Genomic DNA, 16,691 nt, shown 5'->3' on the forward strand with positions numbered 1-16,691 from the left:
GTGTTTGTGTTAGGCTTTAGCAAGGGCTTTGCTTAGTGTCAAAATGATGGTTTTAAATGTGGTGTAGTCGTTATCGTTGAACGTTGAACGAGTATCAAGCCATATTATGAAAGAGCTTCCCAGTTTTTGAGGGCATGAGCCTATAAATAGATGGCCTCTTTCGTCCAGAATCTGTTGGGCTGAAAGCGGGAATTTAGCTATTGTTGTTTTTAGCTTTGGGCTTGGTAAGTTTGAAACGCTCTGCTTTTGGGCTAAATGCGATAAAACGGCTGATGGCGAGTTCCAGTCAATTTTTTTAAGCACATCTAAGTCATAGCCAAATTGCAGTGCAGGCGCTATTTTGTTTGAAGGGTGTTTTGATACTAATACTAGTGCATGCTGAGCATTTGGGATAACGATCTTTATTGTCTTTAGTGCTTCTCTAATGAGTTCTTTTTTGTCTCCAGTGTAGTTCTTATACAGCTCACCAATGATTTTGCTTGGTTGCTGAGGAGGAGATGGTTGAGCTGGGTGCCTTTGAATCTCTTTAGATACATAGAGTGTTGGAGATAGCAACTGACATGCAATTGGTATTTTATCTGAGTGGTTGTAAAGTTGGGCTGCTTCAACAGCTGCATAATGCGTGGCTTGTATGACTTTTCCTTGTTTGCAGTGCAATACGCATGAAATGACTTGGTAATACAAGTTTATGTTTTTCGTTCCCCAGTTCATGTTGTTTGCCATATGAGCGACTTTTGTTGCGCAAAATGCTAACAAAAGAGGGCTGTTGGCTAAAATTGTGAGTCTCCGGTCTTCGGTGTAACCTGGCATTTCATCAGGATCTGATGCCAAAGAGGCGAGGCTTTGAAGTTCTTTTGGGTTGGGGATATGGTCTGTTAAAAATGAGTTGATAATGATGTGTGGGATTTGCCAAATTTGAAATACCTTTACAGCTAACTCATCCAGTCGGCAGCCAATTGATGATTCTTCGGCGGCTTTAAGGGTTTTGCCATCTTTTAATAGTTTTACCATTAAACTCATTTTGGGTTCAGCATAAAACCACATCATCCATCTAATGGCGTCTCTAAAAAAGGTGACCCAAAAAATATCTTCAGAGTTGTTTATGCGCTTTTCTATGGCCCACCTTTTGGCTATTGATGCGGCTTCATAACTAATTTGAACTTGCCTAAGAAAGTGTTGATGAGCAGGGTCTTTGGCTGAATATTTACATGGCTCTAGTTTGTTGAGTACTTTTGACAGTCCGTCCATGCCTACCATTGACGCGGCATGGTTGGGTGTTTTTATGTCGGCTCGCTTATTTGAAACAACTTTATTGGCTTCTGATAAAATAGTGAACGCTAAAAAGGGCTCTGAAGAAATATTGCTTTGAAGTTTATCAAGTGTTTCATCAGGCGATTTCACTTGTTTTTTAAGGCGCGAATAATTGCCAGCACTGACTGGTAGTTTTTTGCTTTGTAAAAAAGTTAGCCATTCTTCTAGGCCAAAGGGTGACTTGTCGCTCATAGCTGGTTACATTAATGGCTCAAAATAAATTTACTAGGGTCATTATGATTTTTTATCATGATGCCAGTTATCATACTGTATTATCTTGATAGAGCATACACCGGAAAGCTTAGGGATTAAAATATATGTTTGCAATTTTGGGAATGTTGGTTGTTATAGTCAGTGTGGTTACTGGTTATCTAGCGTCGCATGGGAATCTTTTGGCTTTGTGGCAGCCTTTTGAGGTCTTGATTATTTGTGGTGCTGCATTGGGTGCGTTTATGACCGCTAATCCGCTCTCTCTTCAGAAGCGAGTGTTCAAAATGTTGCCTCGGATTGTCTTAGGAAGTCGTCATAATAAAGGTTTTTATTTGCAATTGTTGACTTTGACTTATTGTCTGTTTCAGAAAAGTCGCCAAAATGGATTTCTGGCAATAGAAGAGGATATTGAAAACCCTTTCAGTAGTGAATTGTTCATGGGTTTTCCTGATGTTCTTCGAGATCATGAAGTGGTGAACTTTCTTACTGACAATTACAGGGTTTTTGCTTTGACTGGTTTAGCTAGCTATGAGATTGATGCAATTATGGACGCTGAGATCGAGCAGATGGAGGAGGAATTGTTGGCTCCCTCTCATGCTGTCAATAAAGTTGCGGAGGCTCTGCCTGGTTTTGGGATTGTCGCGGCTGTATTGGGTATCGTCATAACCATGGGGTCTATAGGTGGGCCAATGGAGGAAATTGGGGCTCACGTTGCCGCGGCCCTAGTTGGTACTTTCTTAGGGGTCTTTTTTGCTTATGGTTTTGTTGGGCCTGTATCATCTCATTTGGAAAGTTTGGGGCAGCATGAGGTGAAGGCGTTATTATGTCTTAAGGCTTGTTTAGTCTCTTCTGTTGCTGGTTACGCTCCTCCGGTTGCGGTTGAAACCGGGCGCAAATTGCTGCCAGCGGATTTAAGGCCAAACTTTTCTGAGCTATCGGATTATCTTAAGCAATATAGATAAGTTAACGTTTAAGGATGTTGTTGGGCAAATATCATGAATGAATCTGAAAACTTAGTCATACGTCGCGTAAAAAAAGTAAAAAAACATGGTGCTCATGGTGGGGCTTGGAAGATTGCTTTAGCGGATTTTGCATTGGCTATGATGGCTTTCTTTTTGGTTTTATGGATTATTAATGTATCTTCACCAGAAGAGTTGGCTGTGATAGAGGGGTATTTTAATGATCCGTTAGGTCCTGCTACGGCGGGATTTAGTGCGAACCCTATTGATTTGGGGGGGAGTCCAGCCGTGAGCATTGAGCGTAAGTTGCAATTGGATTTAACTGAGCAGGGCAGTACGCAAGAGCCAACTAAAGACGATAAAATTGGATCTGGAAATAATGGCGAAAAATTAGAAAAATTAAGTGGAATGGCTGATGAAACTTTAGAGAAATTAAATCAAATTGAAGAATCTGAAAAAAATGTCAAATTAGAAATAACGCCAGAAGGCGTTCGAGTCACTATTTTAGATGATCCAGAAAAGCCTATGTTTGAAAAAGGCAGTGATCGGATGTTGCCCGATGTGGAAAATCTGCTGTTAAGCATGGGTGGGATTATTAAGATGATTGATAACTCAATTGTGATTTCTGGGCATACAGACTCTTCTCCTTTTGGTGGGGGGGAATTAAATAATTGGGACCTCTCTTCGAAACGTGCTAACTCTGCAAGGCGTATTATGGAAGAGAGTGGTGTGGGTGGGTTAAGGATTGCGCAAGTTATCGGTTTGGCGGATAGTATTCCATACGATCAATTCAATTTAGAAAGCCCTCAAAATCGAAGAATCACGATTACTATATTGAATGATGATTCCTATCAAGAGCTAATTGAAAGGAATCGTAAGCGTTTTGGTTTTGATGTTTTTGAGCAGCATATTAAACTGGATCCTGAGTCTGTGTTTTGATGCTCGGCTTCATTATTTCCTAAATATTTTCAACTATGGACTGTTTGATTCTAAGGTAGCTTTTGAATCGTTTTTCACTGATTTTATTTTGGTTAAGCGCGGTTAAAATGGCGCACCCAGGTTCTTTTTCATGTGAGCAGTCTCTAAAGCGGCAGTAGCCAAGGTGTTCCCTAAATTCAACGAAGCCATTTAGCAGCTGATCTTCGGTAATATGCCACAAACCGAATTCTCTTATTCCTGGTGAGTCTATTAAATCACCCCCCATCGGAATGTGAAATAATCTCGCTGTGGTGGTTGTGTGTGTGCCCTTTTTTCTTTTGGTTGATAGTTCACCGACTGTAATATCAACTCCAGGTAATAGCTCATTGATTAAAGAGCTTTTTCCTACGCCAGATTGGCCGACAAAGACACTGGTTTTTTGCTTTAAAAAAGAATAAAGATTTGCCATTCCATTTTGGTTTTGAGTGGATGTTCTTATTATTTGGTAGCCAAGCTCCTCATAGGTGGTAAGCAATTTGTTGAGGTTTTCTCTGTTTTCTTCGTTAATCAAGTCGGTTTTATTAAGGAGAATGACTGGTGGGATACCAACGGTCTCAGCGGCGACTAAGTAACGGTCAATCAGGTTGGCGTGCGCAATAGGTTCTGCTGCGACAACAATAATAATATGATCGATGTTTGCTGCAACAGGTTTTAATCGCCCATGAATGTCAGGTCTTGAGAGTGAGTTATGGCGATCAAGAGTAGCAACAACAACGCCACCTTCGGCTTTCTGAGGGCGCCATACGACGCGGTCTCCTGTTACTAGCTGGCCAAGGTTTGCACGCAAGTTGCATTTTGTAAGTACTCCTTCGTACGGAGGTGTAATGCCTTCCACTTCTACTTGGGTTCCAAAGTGAGATAAGATTAATCCTTCAACTTCTGGCCCAAGATCAGATGATTGCAGAACTTCTTCTGCTCGATCAGCCCTTTTGTTGACTCGTTCTGAGCGTTCTTTGTGTATTTTTTCAATACGCCAAGCTTGATGTTTTGTAAGTTTTCTTTTTGACATTGATTTCATTGGTCCATTATTTTGTGGCATAGAGTATAATGCTTAGCAACTATAATAAAGGATTAGGCAATAATGAGTTTAAACAAAGATAACCTTATTTGGATTGACTTGGAAATGACAGGTCTGGATCCTGATGTAAATACGATCATTGAGATCGCTACTATTGTAACTGATAAGGACTTAAATGTACTTGCAGAAGGTCCAAGTTTGGCCGTTCATCAGGCAAAAGAAGTGATGGATGCAATGGATGATTGGTGTACTCAACATCATGGTGATTCTGGTCTGACAGCACGAGTGCTTGCAAGTACAGTTGATATGACGGAGGCACAACGTAAAACAATAGAATTTTTGTCTGATTTTGTTCCCGCGGGCGCGTCACCAATTTGTGGCAATAGTGTTGGCCAAGATAGGCGTTTTTTATGGAAATATATGCCTGAACTGGAAGCTTACTTTCATTATCGTTACCTTGATGTTAGCACAATTAAAGAACTTGCTCGTCGCTGGCAACCGGAGATCTTGGACGCGTTTAAAAAGAAAGGTGCTCATTTGGCGATGGATGATATCAAAGAATCGATAGATGAGTTGAAGCATTATCGTGAGACTTTTTTTAAATGATAGGTGATAGGTGATAGGTTGACATAAAACTATTGATTAAGGCCCTGAAAAGTCTTTGTAAATAAGGTGTTAATGGATGAATGTCTTTGGATAGAATTCAAATAAGTAAAACGCTGTCTGTTCTGATTTGGTGCTTCTAAATGAAAAATGAAAAAATAGTATATGGTGAAGAAGCAATGGAGCGCTTTGGTGGTTCTCTGTTTACGTCGCTTTCAACCCTGAAGTCTGTGCACTTCGATGGTGATTTAGGCATGGGTAAAACAACCCTTGTTCGTGGTGTTTTGAAAGGCGGTGGTTACAATGGCCCTGTAAAAAGTCCTACCTATACTTTGGTTGAGCCATATGATGTTGGTGATTTTCAGGTTTTTCATTTTGACTTATATCGACTTCTTGATCCTGAGGAGTTGGAGTACATGGGCATAAGGGACTATTTTGAAGAAAAGTCACTTTGTTTGATTGAATGGCCAGACAAAGGTAAAGGAATTCTTCCTGAAGCGGATTTGGTTATTCGACTGTCTCTTGAGGGTGATGGAAGGCGTGTTTCTCTTGAGCCACTTTCTGTTGCAGGGGTAGAAGCGGTAACTCTTTTACAAGGGGTTATGTCATCCGAATGATGTGGCGGGAATTGGTTTTGGTTGAGCTCTTTGGATGTCGCCGCTATAGTGAATGTATTATTAACTCTAGCTGTATGATATGAATGTAGATTTTAGTTTCACAACACCGTTTTATGTGTTTTTTTGTTTTGTCGGTTTTCTTTTTAGTGGAGAGTCTTTTGCCGTCGAGGTAAAAGACATTCGTATAGCACAACAAGAAGGAGAAACTCGGCTTGTTTTTGAGTTAGATAAGTCGACAGATCATCGTTTATTTTCATTGTCTAATCCAGATCGTGTTGTTTTGGATATCTCGGGATCTACCTTTCCGGCCTCTTCTCAAGAGGCGTTAAAATCACTGCCTTCTGGCGTATTAAAGAAAGTACGTTTTGCGCAACGTGACAATGGAACGCGTTTTGTCTTAGATTTATCTAAAGCAGTAAAGTCTAAAAGCTCTACTTTGTCTGCTTCGGGGAAGTTTGGCCCTCGGATATTGGTTGAGCTGGAGTATGGTCCGACTAAGAAAGCGCCCCCTGTTGTGTCGAAAAGCTTATCAAGTTTAGCGGCTATAAAAAGAGATGTCGTGATAGTTATTGATGCTGGTCACGGAGGCAAGGACCCTGGTGCAATTGGCAAATATAAGGTGCGTGAAAAAGATATCGTGCTTTCAATTGCGAAAGAATTGGCGAAAAATCTCTCTGCCCTGGAGGGTTTTAAGCCGGTTCTAACGCGTTCGTCGGATGTCTATTTGCCTTTGCGGGATCGATCTCAGGTAGCGCGTAATGCGAATGCGGATTTATTGATTTCTATTCATGCAGATGCATTTACTAAATCAAGCGCTAGAGGGGCTTCTGTTTGGGCGCTGTCTTTGAGCGGTAAAACTAGTGAAATGGGTCGCTGGTTGGCAGAGCAGGAACAGTCTTCCGAGTTGGTGGGAGGGATTTCACTTGATGATAAAGATCAATTATTGGCTGAAGTGCTTTTGGATATGTCGATGAATTCAACCATTCAGTTTAGTTTAAATATCGGTTCGAGTGTGTTGGGTGAAATGGGGCGTGTGGCAAAATTACATAAAAGCACTGTGCAGCAAGCAGGGTTCGTGGTTTTAAAATCTCCCGATATTCCGTCTATTTTAATTGAAACGGGCTTTGTATCCAATGCGACCGAAGCGAAGAATTTAGGTAGTTATGCATACCGTAAAAAATTAGCATCTGCTATTGCTAAAGGGGTGAAAGCCTCCTTTATGAAAAACCCTCCAGAAGGAACGTTACTTGCCTGGAAGCAAAATCAGACGAGATCCACTATATATACTGTCACTAAGGGAGACACGCTTTCTGAAATTGCAAAGAAAAACAGTGTTTCTTTGAGTCGATTAAGAGGGGTTAATAGCCTCAAAAATGATGTTATTTGGATTGGCCAAAAACTTCGTATCCCGTCTAGTTAAATTATCAAGCTGTTCATATTGTTATAGGTTTTTATATGCAAAGAATACACCTTCTGAGCCCAAGGCTTGCTAACCAAATTGCGGCGGGAGAGGTTGTAGAGCGTCCAGCCTCGGTCGTGAAAGAATTGTTGGAAAATAGTTTGGATGCAGGTGCCACTCAGCTTGATATAGAGGTTGAGCAAGGTGGTGTTCGCCAAATAAAAATTCGTGACAATGGCGTTGGTATTGAAAAAGAGGATTTGGCGTTGGCCTTAAGTCGCCATGCTACGAGTAAAATTTTGACCTTGGATGATCTTGAGTCGGTAAGGACGCTTGGTTTTAGGGGGGAAGCATTAGCGAGTATAAGTTCTGTATCAAGGTTGCTTTTAACCTCTAAGTTTGCTGATAGTGATGAGGCGTGGAGGGTTGAGGCTGAAGGTAAAGATATGGCGACCGCGGTTAAGCCAGCTTCTCATTTACCAGGTACGACAATAGAGGTAAGGGATTTATTTTTCAACACACCTGCAAGACGGAAATTTTTAAGAACGGAAAAAACGGAATTTTCTCATTTAGAAGAAGTGGTTAAACGGCTGGCTTTAAGTCGTTACGATGTTGGTTTTCGGTTAAGCAATAATGGTAAGCAAGTGTATGATTTACGAGCCGTCGCTGATCAAATGAGTGCAGAGCATAGGCTTGCTTCATTGTTGGGTAAAAAATTTATCGAAAATGCATTAACATTAGATGTTGAGGCGGCTGGGTTAAGGCTTTGGGGATGGATAGGTTTGCCTACTTTTTCAAGGTCTCAGGCTGATTTGCAATACTTTTTTGTAAACGGTCGTGTGGTGAAAGATAAATTAGTCGCTCATGCGGTGCGTCAGGCGTATCGTGATGTACTTTATAATGGTCGTCATCCAACGTTTGTACTTTATTTGGAGTTAGATCCTGCGACAGTGGATGTTAATGTTCATCCAACAAAGCATGAAGTTCGTTTTAGGGATGGCCGTTTAGTGCATGACTTCTTGTTTAGCAAAATTCATAAGGTACTAGCCGATGTGCGTCCCGAGTCTGACGGGGGAGGTGCTCAGGTTGAGCTTAATGCAAGCCAGGCTGTGCCACTTGTGAGTGATATAAGAGAGCAGTCTAATTTGTCACTGCATCCACAATCTTCGCCTGAACTGTCTTCATCAGATAGTGTGAGTTCTGAGCTTGGTTCAGTGTTTGATAAGACTTGGGTTAATCCTAGTGAGGTAAAAAACCAGCTTTCAGCCGTTAGTGATTTGACCCAATTTGCTGGTGCTGTGGGTGGTATAAATACGGCTCATGAGTATGTCAATCCAGAAACTGGTGAAATTAGTGCATCTGTCAATGCAAATAAAATCAGTGAGGGAGTATCCGTAATCCCGCCTTTGGGTTTTGCCGTGGCTCAGCTTCATGGTGTGTATATTTTGTCTGAAAGTGCTTCTGGGCTTATTGTTGTTGATATGCATGCAGCGCACGAGCGAATACTTTATGAGCGTATGAAAAATGCGTTTTATCAAAACTCAATTGTTTCTCAGCCATTATTGGTGCCTATAAATGTGTCTGTTTCTCAAAGTGAGGCGGATATAGTTGAAAGTGATGGTGCTGTTTTTCGGCGATTCGGCTTTGTTGTTGAGCGAACTGGTCTTGAAAGTGTTATGGTTCGAGAGGTGCCTGTCGTGTTGATTCAGTCAAATATTGAGAGTCTTGTGAGAGATGTGATTAGTGATTTAAATGAAAATGGTGGATCGGACCTGTTAGAAGCGAGAGCGAATGAACTAATGTCATCCATGGCGTGTCATGGGTCGGTAAGGGCAAACAGAAAGTTAACAGTTACCGAGATGAATAGCTTGCTACGCGATATGGAGATTACGGAGCGAAGTGGACAGTGTAATCATGGGCGTCCTACTTGGACTCAGTTGAGTATGTCTGACTTAGATAGATTGTTTTTGCGAGGTCGTTAGTGAAAAAGCCTGTTGTTGTTTGTTTGATGGGGCCAACAGCCTCCGGTAAAACGGGTCTTGCTGTGGAGCTCGTACGAAATCATAATTGTTCTATCATTAGTGTTGATTCTGCCCTGGTGTATCGCGGAATGGATATAGGTACAGCTAAGCCAGACGCTGAAATGTTAAAGGTAGCACCTCATCGCCTTATCGATATTATTGATCCGAGCGAGTCTTACTCGGCAGCGGACTTTTTGGCTGATGTTAAGGGTGAAGTGGCCGACGTTGTATCTGAAGGTAGAGTTCCTCTTCTTGTTGGTGGGACTATGATGTATTTCAATGCCTTGAAAAAGGGGTTGGCAGTCATGCCTCAGGCCAGTCAAGAGGTTAGGCAAAAAATTGAAGAGGACGCAAGGTGTCGTGGTTGGGAAGGTGTTCACTCGGATTTGGCTAAAATTGACCCTGTTTCGGCATCAAGGATTCATCCTAATGACCCTCAACGATTGCAGCGAGCTTTGGAGGTCTTTCTTATTAGTGGTAAAACGATGACTGAATTTTGGGCTGAACAGGCTAGGCAAACTTTACCATTTGACATGATTGATATTGCGGTTATGCCTCAGGAGCGAAGCGTTCTCCATGGGCGTATAAAAGAGCGTTTTGATATCATGATGCGAGAAGGTTTTCTCGATGAAGTTGCAATGTTGCGTGCTCGGGGGGACTTGCATATTGACTTGCCATCGATACGGTGTGTCGGGTATAGGCAGTTATGGCAGTATTTAGATGGGCAAGATTCTCTAATTGATGCTATAGATAAAGGGGTAATTGCAACTAGGCAATTGGCGAAACGTCAAATTACTTGGTTGAGAGGATGGGAAAATCTTCAAGTGTTTGATAGTTTATCGAAAGATCTTGCTGGTGAGGCCTTGAAATACATCGAAAGCAGGATTATATAGGGAAATAGAAAAAGAAATCGTGTACTATCTATAATATTGTTTTAATGGGTAAATAATTTTTTTTTGCCTGTATTTTTGCTTATTTAAGGAGATTCAAATGTCAAAAGGGCAATCACTACAAGACCCTTATCTTAACGTTCTACGTAAAGAAAGAGTACCTGTTTCTATTTTCTTGGTGAATGGAATTAAATTACAAGGTCAAATTGAGTCTTTTGATCAATTTGTGATTTTGTTAAAAAACACAGTAAGTCAAATGGTGTATAAGCATGCCATTTCCACTGTTGTTCCATCTCGTACAATTCGTATCCCGTCTCCTGATTCTCCAGAAGACGCAATTGAATAGCCTGCTTATTAAGGGCTAGTATAGGAAGATTAATTTGTTTTTCGAACGCCCAGATAGTGGTGATCTAGCTGTTTTGGTTCATATAGACTTCAATGATCCATTGAATTCGTATGGACCAGAAGAGTGTGTGGAACTTGCAATATCAGCTGGTGCTGATCCTGTTGCTGTTGTGACGGGTTCTCGTCAGAAGCCAGACCCTAGGTATTTTGTTGGTACTGGTAAGCTTGATGAAATCATGGACATTGTTGTTCGTGAAGAAGCGCAGGTCGTGATTTTTGATCACTCATTAACGCCGTCCCAAGAGCGTAATCTTGAAGGATTTCTTAATTGTCGAGTTCTTGATAGAACTGGACTGATATTGGATATATTTGCACAGCGTGCACGTACGCATGAAGGTAAGCTTCAGGTTGAGCTTGCCCAATTACAGCATCTATCCACTCGTTTGATTCGAGGTTGGACGCATTTAGAGCGTCAGGGTAGTGTTGGCAATAGGGGGCCAGGTGAAACACAGCTTGAGACCGATAGACGTTTAATTCGAGAGCGAATTAAAGCCATACAGAAGCGTCTAGAAAAAGTTAATGTCCAGCGGGATCAAAGTCGTCGCGCTCGTACTCGATCTGCTACACCAACGGTATCTTTAGTTGGCTATACCAACGCAGGCAAATCGACTTTGTTTAATCGTGCTACGGGTGCTGAGGTCTTTGCTGCGGACCAATTGTTCGCCACGCTGGATCCTACACTTAGGCGTTTAGATATGCCTGAAATTGGTTCGATTGTTCTGGCGGATACGGTCGGTTTTATTCGTCAGCTGCCTCATCGTTTGGTAAAAGCGTTTCAGGCGACATTAAAAGAGTCCTCGGAAGCGGATTTATTGCTTCATGTGGTTGATGCAAGCGATCTGTCTCGTGATGAAAATATTCAGCACGTTAATGATGTGTTGCGTGAAATTGAGGCTTATGAAATACCTACTTTGGTGGTATTCAATAAGATAGATGCGTTGTCAAATGTTGCTGCAAGAATCGATCGTGATGAGGATGGTAAGCCTTATCGTGTATGGTTGTCTGCAAAAACAGGCGAGGGTATATCTTTATTAAAGGCGGCAATCTCAGAGTTGCTTGGCGAAGATATTATTCAGGATGTATTGGTTTTGCCAAATAATTCTGGTCGCTTTAGAGCTATGATGTTTGAGCAAGGTGCCGTGATTTCTGAAGATTATGATGAGGATGGTCGCTCTATTTTAAATGTCCGTCTGCCTAAAAAAGATTTTTTACAGATTTTAGCTAAAACAGGTTTAAGTGAAGAGCAGTTGCATGCTGCTTAGTTTTATGTAGATTTTTTTTGAATGATAATGGAGAGGCTTTATGGCCTGGAATGAACCGGGTAATAATGACAAAGACCCTTGGAACTCTGATAAAGATCGAAATACAAGTGGTCAGTCTGATACTGATAAAAACAATGATTCTCCCAATAATGATCCTTGGGGGAGAGATAAGCGTAACGAACAAGGGCCGCCAGATTTGGATGAGGCTTTTGGTAAGTTAATGGAGATGCTTGGCGTCAAAAAAGGGGGGCGCAGCGGCGGCTCCGGTGGCGGCGGCAATCTATCAAATAAATTTGGCGGTAGTCTTGTTGCAATTGTATTGATAGGTATTTTAGGGCTTTGGGGGGCGGCTGGTGTTTATCAGGTGGATCAACAAGAGCGCGGGGTTGTGTTGAGGCTTGGTAAGTATTATGAAACAGTGATGCCGGGTCTTCATTGGAATCCGCCTATGATCGATTCTGTTAGCAAGGTAAATGTGACCAAAGTTCGCTCACATGACCACAAGGCGTTAATGTTAACGGTTGATGAGGCAATAGTAGAGGTGGGTGTGTCTGTGCAGTATTCTGTTCAGGAGCCTAAAAACTACTTGCTAAATGTTCGTAATCCAGAGGAGAGCTTGGCTCAAGCCGTCGAGAGTGCCTTGAGGCATGTTGTTGGTAGTTCGCAAATGGACCAAATATTGACAGAGGGTCGTGAGTTGTTGGCGGATGATGTCAAACTTAGATTGCAGAATTACATAAATGTATACGGTACTGGTTTATTGATTTCTAAGGTTAACGTTGAAAATACTCAAGCGCCTACTCAGGTTCAAGAGGCATTTGATGACGTAATCAAGGCGAAAGAAGATGAGCAGCGAGTTCGTAATGAAGCTGAGTCTTATGCTAATGGTATTATTCCAGAAGCTCGAGGTCGTGCGCAGCGTATTCGAGAGGAAGCGGAAGCGTATCGTTCAGAAATTGTTGCTAGGGCGTCTGGTCAGGCAGATCGTTTTGATCGTATGTATCAAGAATATATAAAAGCACCTGAAGTAACGAAAAGACGTTTATATATAGAAACTATCGAAGATGTTTATTCTAAATCGAGTAAAGTTGTTGTCGATGTTGATGGTGGAAATAACATGATGTATCTGCCACTGGATAAGATAATGGAGAATAAAGCGACAATGAAGTCGTCAGCTGCTTCAAGTTCTGTTTTGCCTTCTAATAGTATTGGTAATATAACCGATCAGGTCATTGAAGAAATTCGTAAAAGACAAGGTGCAACGCGTAGAGAGGGCCGAAATTAATGAAAAATTTATCAGTATCTTTACTGTTCATTGTCTTGCTTTTGGTTTTAGTGGCTTCTCAAACTCTTTACGTAGTTAAGGAAACTGAGCGTGCGGTTGTTCTAAAGTTTGGTGAGATAGTTGAAGACGATGTTCAGCCGGGGTTGCATTTTAAAATACCGGTCATGAATGAAGTGAAAAAATTTGATTCACGTATTCTAACAATGGATTCACGTCCTCAGCGTTACTTAACATTGGAGAAGAAGGCTGTTATTGTTGACTCGTATGTAAAATGGCGCATTGAGTCAGTATCCAAATTCTATACAGCAACTTCTGGTGATGAAGTTATTGCAAACCGGGTTTTGTCGTCGCGAGTGGATACAGGTTTAAGAAACCAGTTTGGTGAGCGAACCATGCATGAAGTGGTCTCTGGTGAGCGAGACCTGTTGATGGATGAGCTTCGTGTCGGCTTGGATGATGTAGCAAAATCTGAACTTGGTATTACTATTGTTGATATTCGAGTTAAAAGAATCGATTTACCGCCAGATGTTAGTGAGTCTGTATATCAGCGTATGAGAACTGAGCGTGAGCGTGAAGCACGTGAACATAGATCAAAAGGTCTGGAGTTGGCTGAAGGTATTCGTGCTGATGCAGATAGACAGCAAGTTGTACTTGAATCTGAGGCGTATCGTGATTCAGAAATGATTCGTGGTGATGGTGATGCGACTGCTGCGGAAATTTATTCTAAGGTATACACACAGGATCCGGAGTTTTACGAGTTCTACCGTAGTCTACAGGCTTATCGGACGAGTTTTAGCTCTCAGGGTGATGTTTTTGTAATACAGCCTGACAGTGAGTTCTTTAAGTACCTAAATAATATTGAGCCGTAGCTTTGTATATTTAGCCTGAATCCTGTTTGAAGTCTATTTGTTCAAATAGGAAACATGGTATGATAGAAAAAACCGGGTAATTTCCCGGTTTTTTCATGTTTAAAAAACGAGAATGTATGCACGAACTGTTCCAGTCGCTACTTGTTGGCATTAGTTTATTATTGATTGTTGAGGGTGTGATGCCTTTCTTAATGCCTGATGTTTGGCGCAAAATAATGATCAAAGCTGTATCTAGTTCAAGTGTTAATCTGCGCATTTTAGGTGCTATGAGTATGTTTTTGGGATTGTTGTTGCTTTATATAGTACGAAGCTAAGAGGAAAAACTAATGACATTAGCTGATCGCTGGCTACTACCTGATGGTGTTGATGAATCTTTGCCTGTTCAGGCTGGAAGGATTGAAAATTTAAGGCGAGCATTGCTCGATCTTCATCATTCTTGGGGTTATCAGTTAGTCATTCCGCCATTATTAGAGTATTTAGATTCTCTTTTAACCGGTGCCGGATCTGATCTAGATAACGAAACCTTCAAAGTGATTGATCAGTTGTCAGGTCGTATGATGGGTATTCGTGCCGATTTTACGTCTCAGGTGGCTAGAATTGACGCGCACTGTTTGAAAGGTGAGTCGATTCAAAGGTTGTGTTACTGTGGTAGTGTATTAAGAACGGTGCCATCCGGTTTGGATGGTACGCGTAGTCCGATTCAGCTTGGTGCTGAATTGTACGGACATGGCGGCGTAGAAAGCGATATCGAAATCTTATCCTTAATGATAGAGACGCTTTCTGTTGTGGGGATAAGTGCGCCTGTTTTGGATTTGGGGCATGTGGATATCGTTAGGGATTTGATGGCCGTTTGTGATCTGACGGATTTTCAGCGTGATACAATCGCCGAATTCTATAAAACGAAAGACCTTCCGGAATTAAACCGTTTTGTTTCCTCTATTGATGTTTCTAAAGAGCAATCTGATTGGTTAAATGCGTTACCGCGCTTATGTGGGGATGCGTCGGTGCTTGAGAAAGCGGCTCTTGTCCTTAGTGGCGTTAGTGAGAAAACTGATCTGGCCTTAAAAGAATTGTTGCTTGTCAAAGAGACTGTCTCCTTGCGTTTTCCCGATGTTCGTTTTCATTTCGATTTGAGTGATTTGGTTTCGTATAATTACCATACTGGTTTGGTCTTTGCTGCTTATTTGCCTGGTTATGGTAATGCTATTGCTCGTGGTGGTCGATATAATAATATCGGTGAGGTTTTTGGGCGCTCCCGCCCTGCAACCGGTTTTAGCGCGGATCTTAAAACCTTAGTTATGCTGTCTGATGGTGAAGTAGAAAAACGTCCAGTTGTCCTAGCTCCGACAGAGAATGATATTGCGTTGTGGGATGCCGTTTCAAAATTGAGGCGAGAAGGTTTTAAGGTTGTTCAAGCGCTAGAAGGTGAAATTCCTGCGGTTGATGTCGATTTTAAATTGATTTGTGTTAAAGGAGATTGGCAGACAATTGCTGCTGATCTGTAAAATTTCGTTAAAAATTAAATGAGACCTGAAATTATGGGCAAAAACGTAGTTATTCTAGGTACCCAATGGGGTGATGAAGGTAAAGGTAAAGTTGTTGATTTACTTACTGAGGAAGTAGCCGCTGTAGTGCGTTTCCAAGGTGGTCATAATGCAGGACATACCCTTGTAATCGATGGGAAAAAAACTGTTTTGCATTTGATTCCTTCAGGAATTTTACGTGATAACGTTCAATGTATTATCGGTAATGGTGTTGTTCTTTCCCCTGCTGCTTTGCTAAAAGAAGTTAATGAGCTGCTTGAACAGGGTATTCCTGCGGTTGAGCGGTTGAAGATAAGCCCGGCTTGTCCTTTAATACTTCCTTATCATATTGCTATGGATCAAGCGCGTGAAATAGCAAAGGGTGCTAACAAAATAGGCACCACTGGTCGTGGTATTGGGCCAGCTTATGAGGATAAAGTGGCTCGTCGAGCGCTTCGAGTGGCTGATTTGTTGGATCCAATTCGGTTTGCTGAAAAGTTAAAAGAAGTTTTGTCGTATTACAACTTCATGCTAAAGAATTACTATCATGTGGATGAAATTTCATACGATGAAGTCTATGAAGAGGGCCTGAAAATGGCTGAATTCATTCGTCCCATGGTGACTGACACTATTTCATTATTACATGATTTACGTCGCTCAGGCGCTAACATCATGTTTGAAGGCGCGCAAGGGTCTTTGTTGGATGTAGATCATGGTACGTATCCTTATGTAACTTCCTCAAATACTACGGCAGGTGGTGCTCCAACTGGTACTGGTTTTGGCCCATTGTATTTTGATTATGTGTTAGGTATTACAAAAGCTTATACGACGCGCGTTGGCTCTGGCCCTTTTCCAACAGAATTGTTTGATGAAGATGGTGAGATGTTGGCCGCTCGTGGTCATGAGTTTGGTGCTACTACTGGGCGCGCTCGTCGTTGTGGTTGGTTTGATGCGGTTGCTTTGCGTCATGCTATACAAATCAATTCTGTTTCAGGAATGTGTCTCACTAAATTAGATGTGTTAGATGGGTTTGAAACAATTAAAGTATGTGTCTCTTATGTTGATGATAATGGGAATCCGGTTGCGGGCTCGTTAGTGGATAGTGAAGGTTATGAGGCGGCACGCCCTGTTTATATCGAGCTTCCTGGTTGGGCTGAATCTACAGTGGGTGCGCCTGATTTCGATTCATTGCCTAAAAATGCTCAAGATTATATTCGCTTCCTTGAAGAGCAGGTCGGTGTTCCTGTTGATATTATCTCTACTGGTCCTGATCGTATTGAAACTATCGTTTTAAGAGACCCTTTTAAACTTTAGCTGCTAATTGATTGTAAAAAAGCCGAT

16 protein-coding genes are annotated in these 16,691 nt (G+C 41.7%); 14 read left to right on the forward strand and 2 right to left on the reverse strand.

The features are described 5' to 3' along the window. Positions 1–9 precede the first annotated feature (9 nt). Complete coding sequence (locus tag IEZ33_RS07725; protein ID WP_191603101.1) at positions 10–1,503, reverse strand: HDOD domain-containing protein; 1,494 nt, start codon at positions 1,501–1,503, stop codon at positions 10–12. A 125-nt stretch (positions 1,504–1,628) separates the two neighbouring features. Between IEZ33_RS07725 and motA the strand changes: the two genes are divergently transcribed. Further along, on the forward strand, positions 1,629–2,483 hold the full coding sequence (gene motA / locus IEZ33_RS07730) for a flagellar motor stator protein MotA (RefSeq protein ID WP_191603102.1): 855 nt from the start codon (positions 1,629–1,631) through the stop codon (positions 2,481–2,483). A 33-nt stretch (positions 2,484–2,516) separates the two neighbouring features. After that, positions 2,517–3,419 carry a flagellar motor protein MotB gene (locus IEZ33_RS07735; protein ID WP_191603103.1) on the forward strand — a complete coding sequence of 301 codons (903 nt, stop codon included), beginning with the start codon at positions 2,517–2,519 and terminating at the stop codon, positions 3,417–3,419. A gap of 19 nt (positions 3,420–3,438) precedes the next feature. Here the strand turns inward: IEZ33_RS07735 and rsgA are convergent, their stop codons facing one another. Then, positions 3,439–4,467 (reverse strand): small ribosomal subunit biogenesis GTPase RsgA, encoded by a 1,029-nt coding sequence (gene rsgA / locus IEZ33_RS07740; protein WP_191603104.1) that lies wholly within the window; start codon positions 4,465–4,467, stop codon positions 3,439–3,441. 72 nt (positions 4,468–4,539) lie between these two features. On the opposite strand from rsgA, the gene orn reads away from it, so the two are divergent. From orn to IEZ33_RS07800, 12 genes are all read left to right on the forward strand, one after another. Further along, on the forward strand, positions 4,540–5,082 hold the full coding sequence (gene orn / locus IEZ33_RS07745; RefSeq protein WP_191603105.1) for an oligoribonuclease: 543 nt from the start codon (positions 4,540–4,542) through the stop codon (positions 5,080–5,082). Positions 5,083–5,222: 140 nt separating this feature from the next. Next, positions 5,223–5,696 carry a tRNA (adenosine(37)-N6)-threonylcarbamoyltransferase complex ATPase subunit type 1 TsaE gene (tsaE, locus tag IEZ33_RS07750; RefSeq protein ID WP_191603106.1) on the forward strand — a complete coding sequence of 158 codons (474 nt, stop codon included), beginning with the start codon at positions 5,223–5,225 and terminating at the stop codon, positions 5,694–5,696. A gap of 79 nt (positions 5,697–5,775) precedes the next feature. Then, entirely contained in the window at positions 5,776–7,116 is a 1,341-nt protein-coding gene (locus IEZ33_RS07755) for an N-acetylmuramoyl-L-alanine amidase (RefSeq protein ID WP_191603107.1), read from the forward strand. A 35-nt stretch (positions 7,117–7,151) separates the two neighbouring features. Beyond that, complete coding sequence (gene mutL / locus IEZ33_RS07760) at positions 7,152–9,077, forward strand: DNA mismatch repair endonuclease MutL (protein WP_191603108.1); 1,926 nt, start codon at positions 7,152–7,154, stop codon at positions 9,075–9,077. Next, entirely contained in the window at positions 9,077–10,009 is a 933-nt protein-coding gene (miaA, locus tag IEZ33_RS07765; RefSeq protein ID WP_191603109.1) for a tRNA (adenosine(37)-N6)-dimethylallyltransferase MiaA, read from the forward strand. The genes mutL and miaA overlap by 1 nt, the downstream gene beginning before the upstream one ends. Positions 10,010–10,106: 97 nt before the next feature. Beyond that, positions 10,107–10,352 (forward strand): RNA chaperone Hfq, encoded by a 246-nt coding sequence (gene hfq, locus IEZ33_RS07770; protein ID WP_191603110.1) that lies wholly within the window; start codon positions 10,107–10,109, stop codon positions 10,350–10,352. 34 nt (positions 10,353–10,386) lie between these two features. Then, on the forward strand, positions 10,387–11,673 hold the full coding sequence (hflX, locus tag IEZ33_RS07775) for a ribosome rescue GTPase HflX (protein WP_191603111.1): 1,287 nt from the start codon (positions 10,387–10,389) through the stop codon (positions 11,671–11,673). Positions 11,674–11,713: 40 nt separating this feature from the next. Further along, on the forward strand, positions 11,714–12,958 hold the full coding sequence (hflK, locus tag IEZ33_RS07780) for an FtsH protease activity modulator HflK (RefSeq protein ID WP_191603112.1): 1,245 nt from the start codon (positions 11,714–11,716) through the stop codon (positions 12,956–12,958). Beyond that, positions 12,958–13,827 carry a protease modulator HflC gene (gene hflC / locus IEZ33_RS07785; protein WP_191603113.1) on the forward strand — a complete coding sequence of 290 codons (870 nt, stop codon included), beginning with the start codon at positions 12,958–12,960 and terminating at the stop codon, positions 13,825–13,827. Before hflK ends, hflC begins: the two co-directional genes overlap by 1 nt. Before the next feature lie 116 nt (positions 13,828–13,943). After that, entirely contained in the window at positions 13,944–14,141 is a 198-nt protein-coding gene (locus IEZ33_RS07790; protein ID WP_191603114.1) for a DUF2065 domain-containing protein, read from the forward strand. Between the two features lie 12 nt (positions 14,142–14,153). Then, positions 14,154–15,332, forward strand: a complete 1,179-nt coding sequence (locus IEZ33_RS07795) for an ATP phosphoribosyltransferase regulatory subunit (RefSeq protein ID WP_191603115.1) — start codon at positions 14,154–14,156, stop codon at positions 15,330–15,332. A gap of 33 nt (positions 15,333–15,365) precedes the next feature. Next, a complete protein-coding gene (locus IEZ33_RS07800) occupies positions 15,366–16,664 on the forward strand; it encodes an adenylosuccinate synthase (RefSeq protein ID WP_191603116.1) in 1,299 nt (432 codons plus the stop codon). Positions 16,665–16,691: the final 27 nt, after the last annotated feature.

The organism is Marinomonas algicola (genome assembly GCF_014805825.1).
Classification (GTDB): domain Bacteria; phylum Pseudomonadota; class Gammaproteobacteria; order Pseudomonadales; family Marinomonadaceae; genus Marinomonas; species Marinomonas algicola.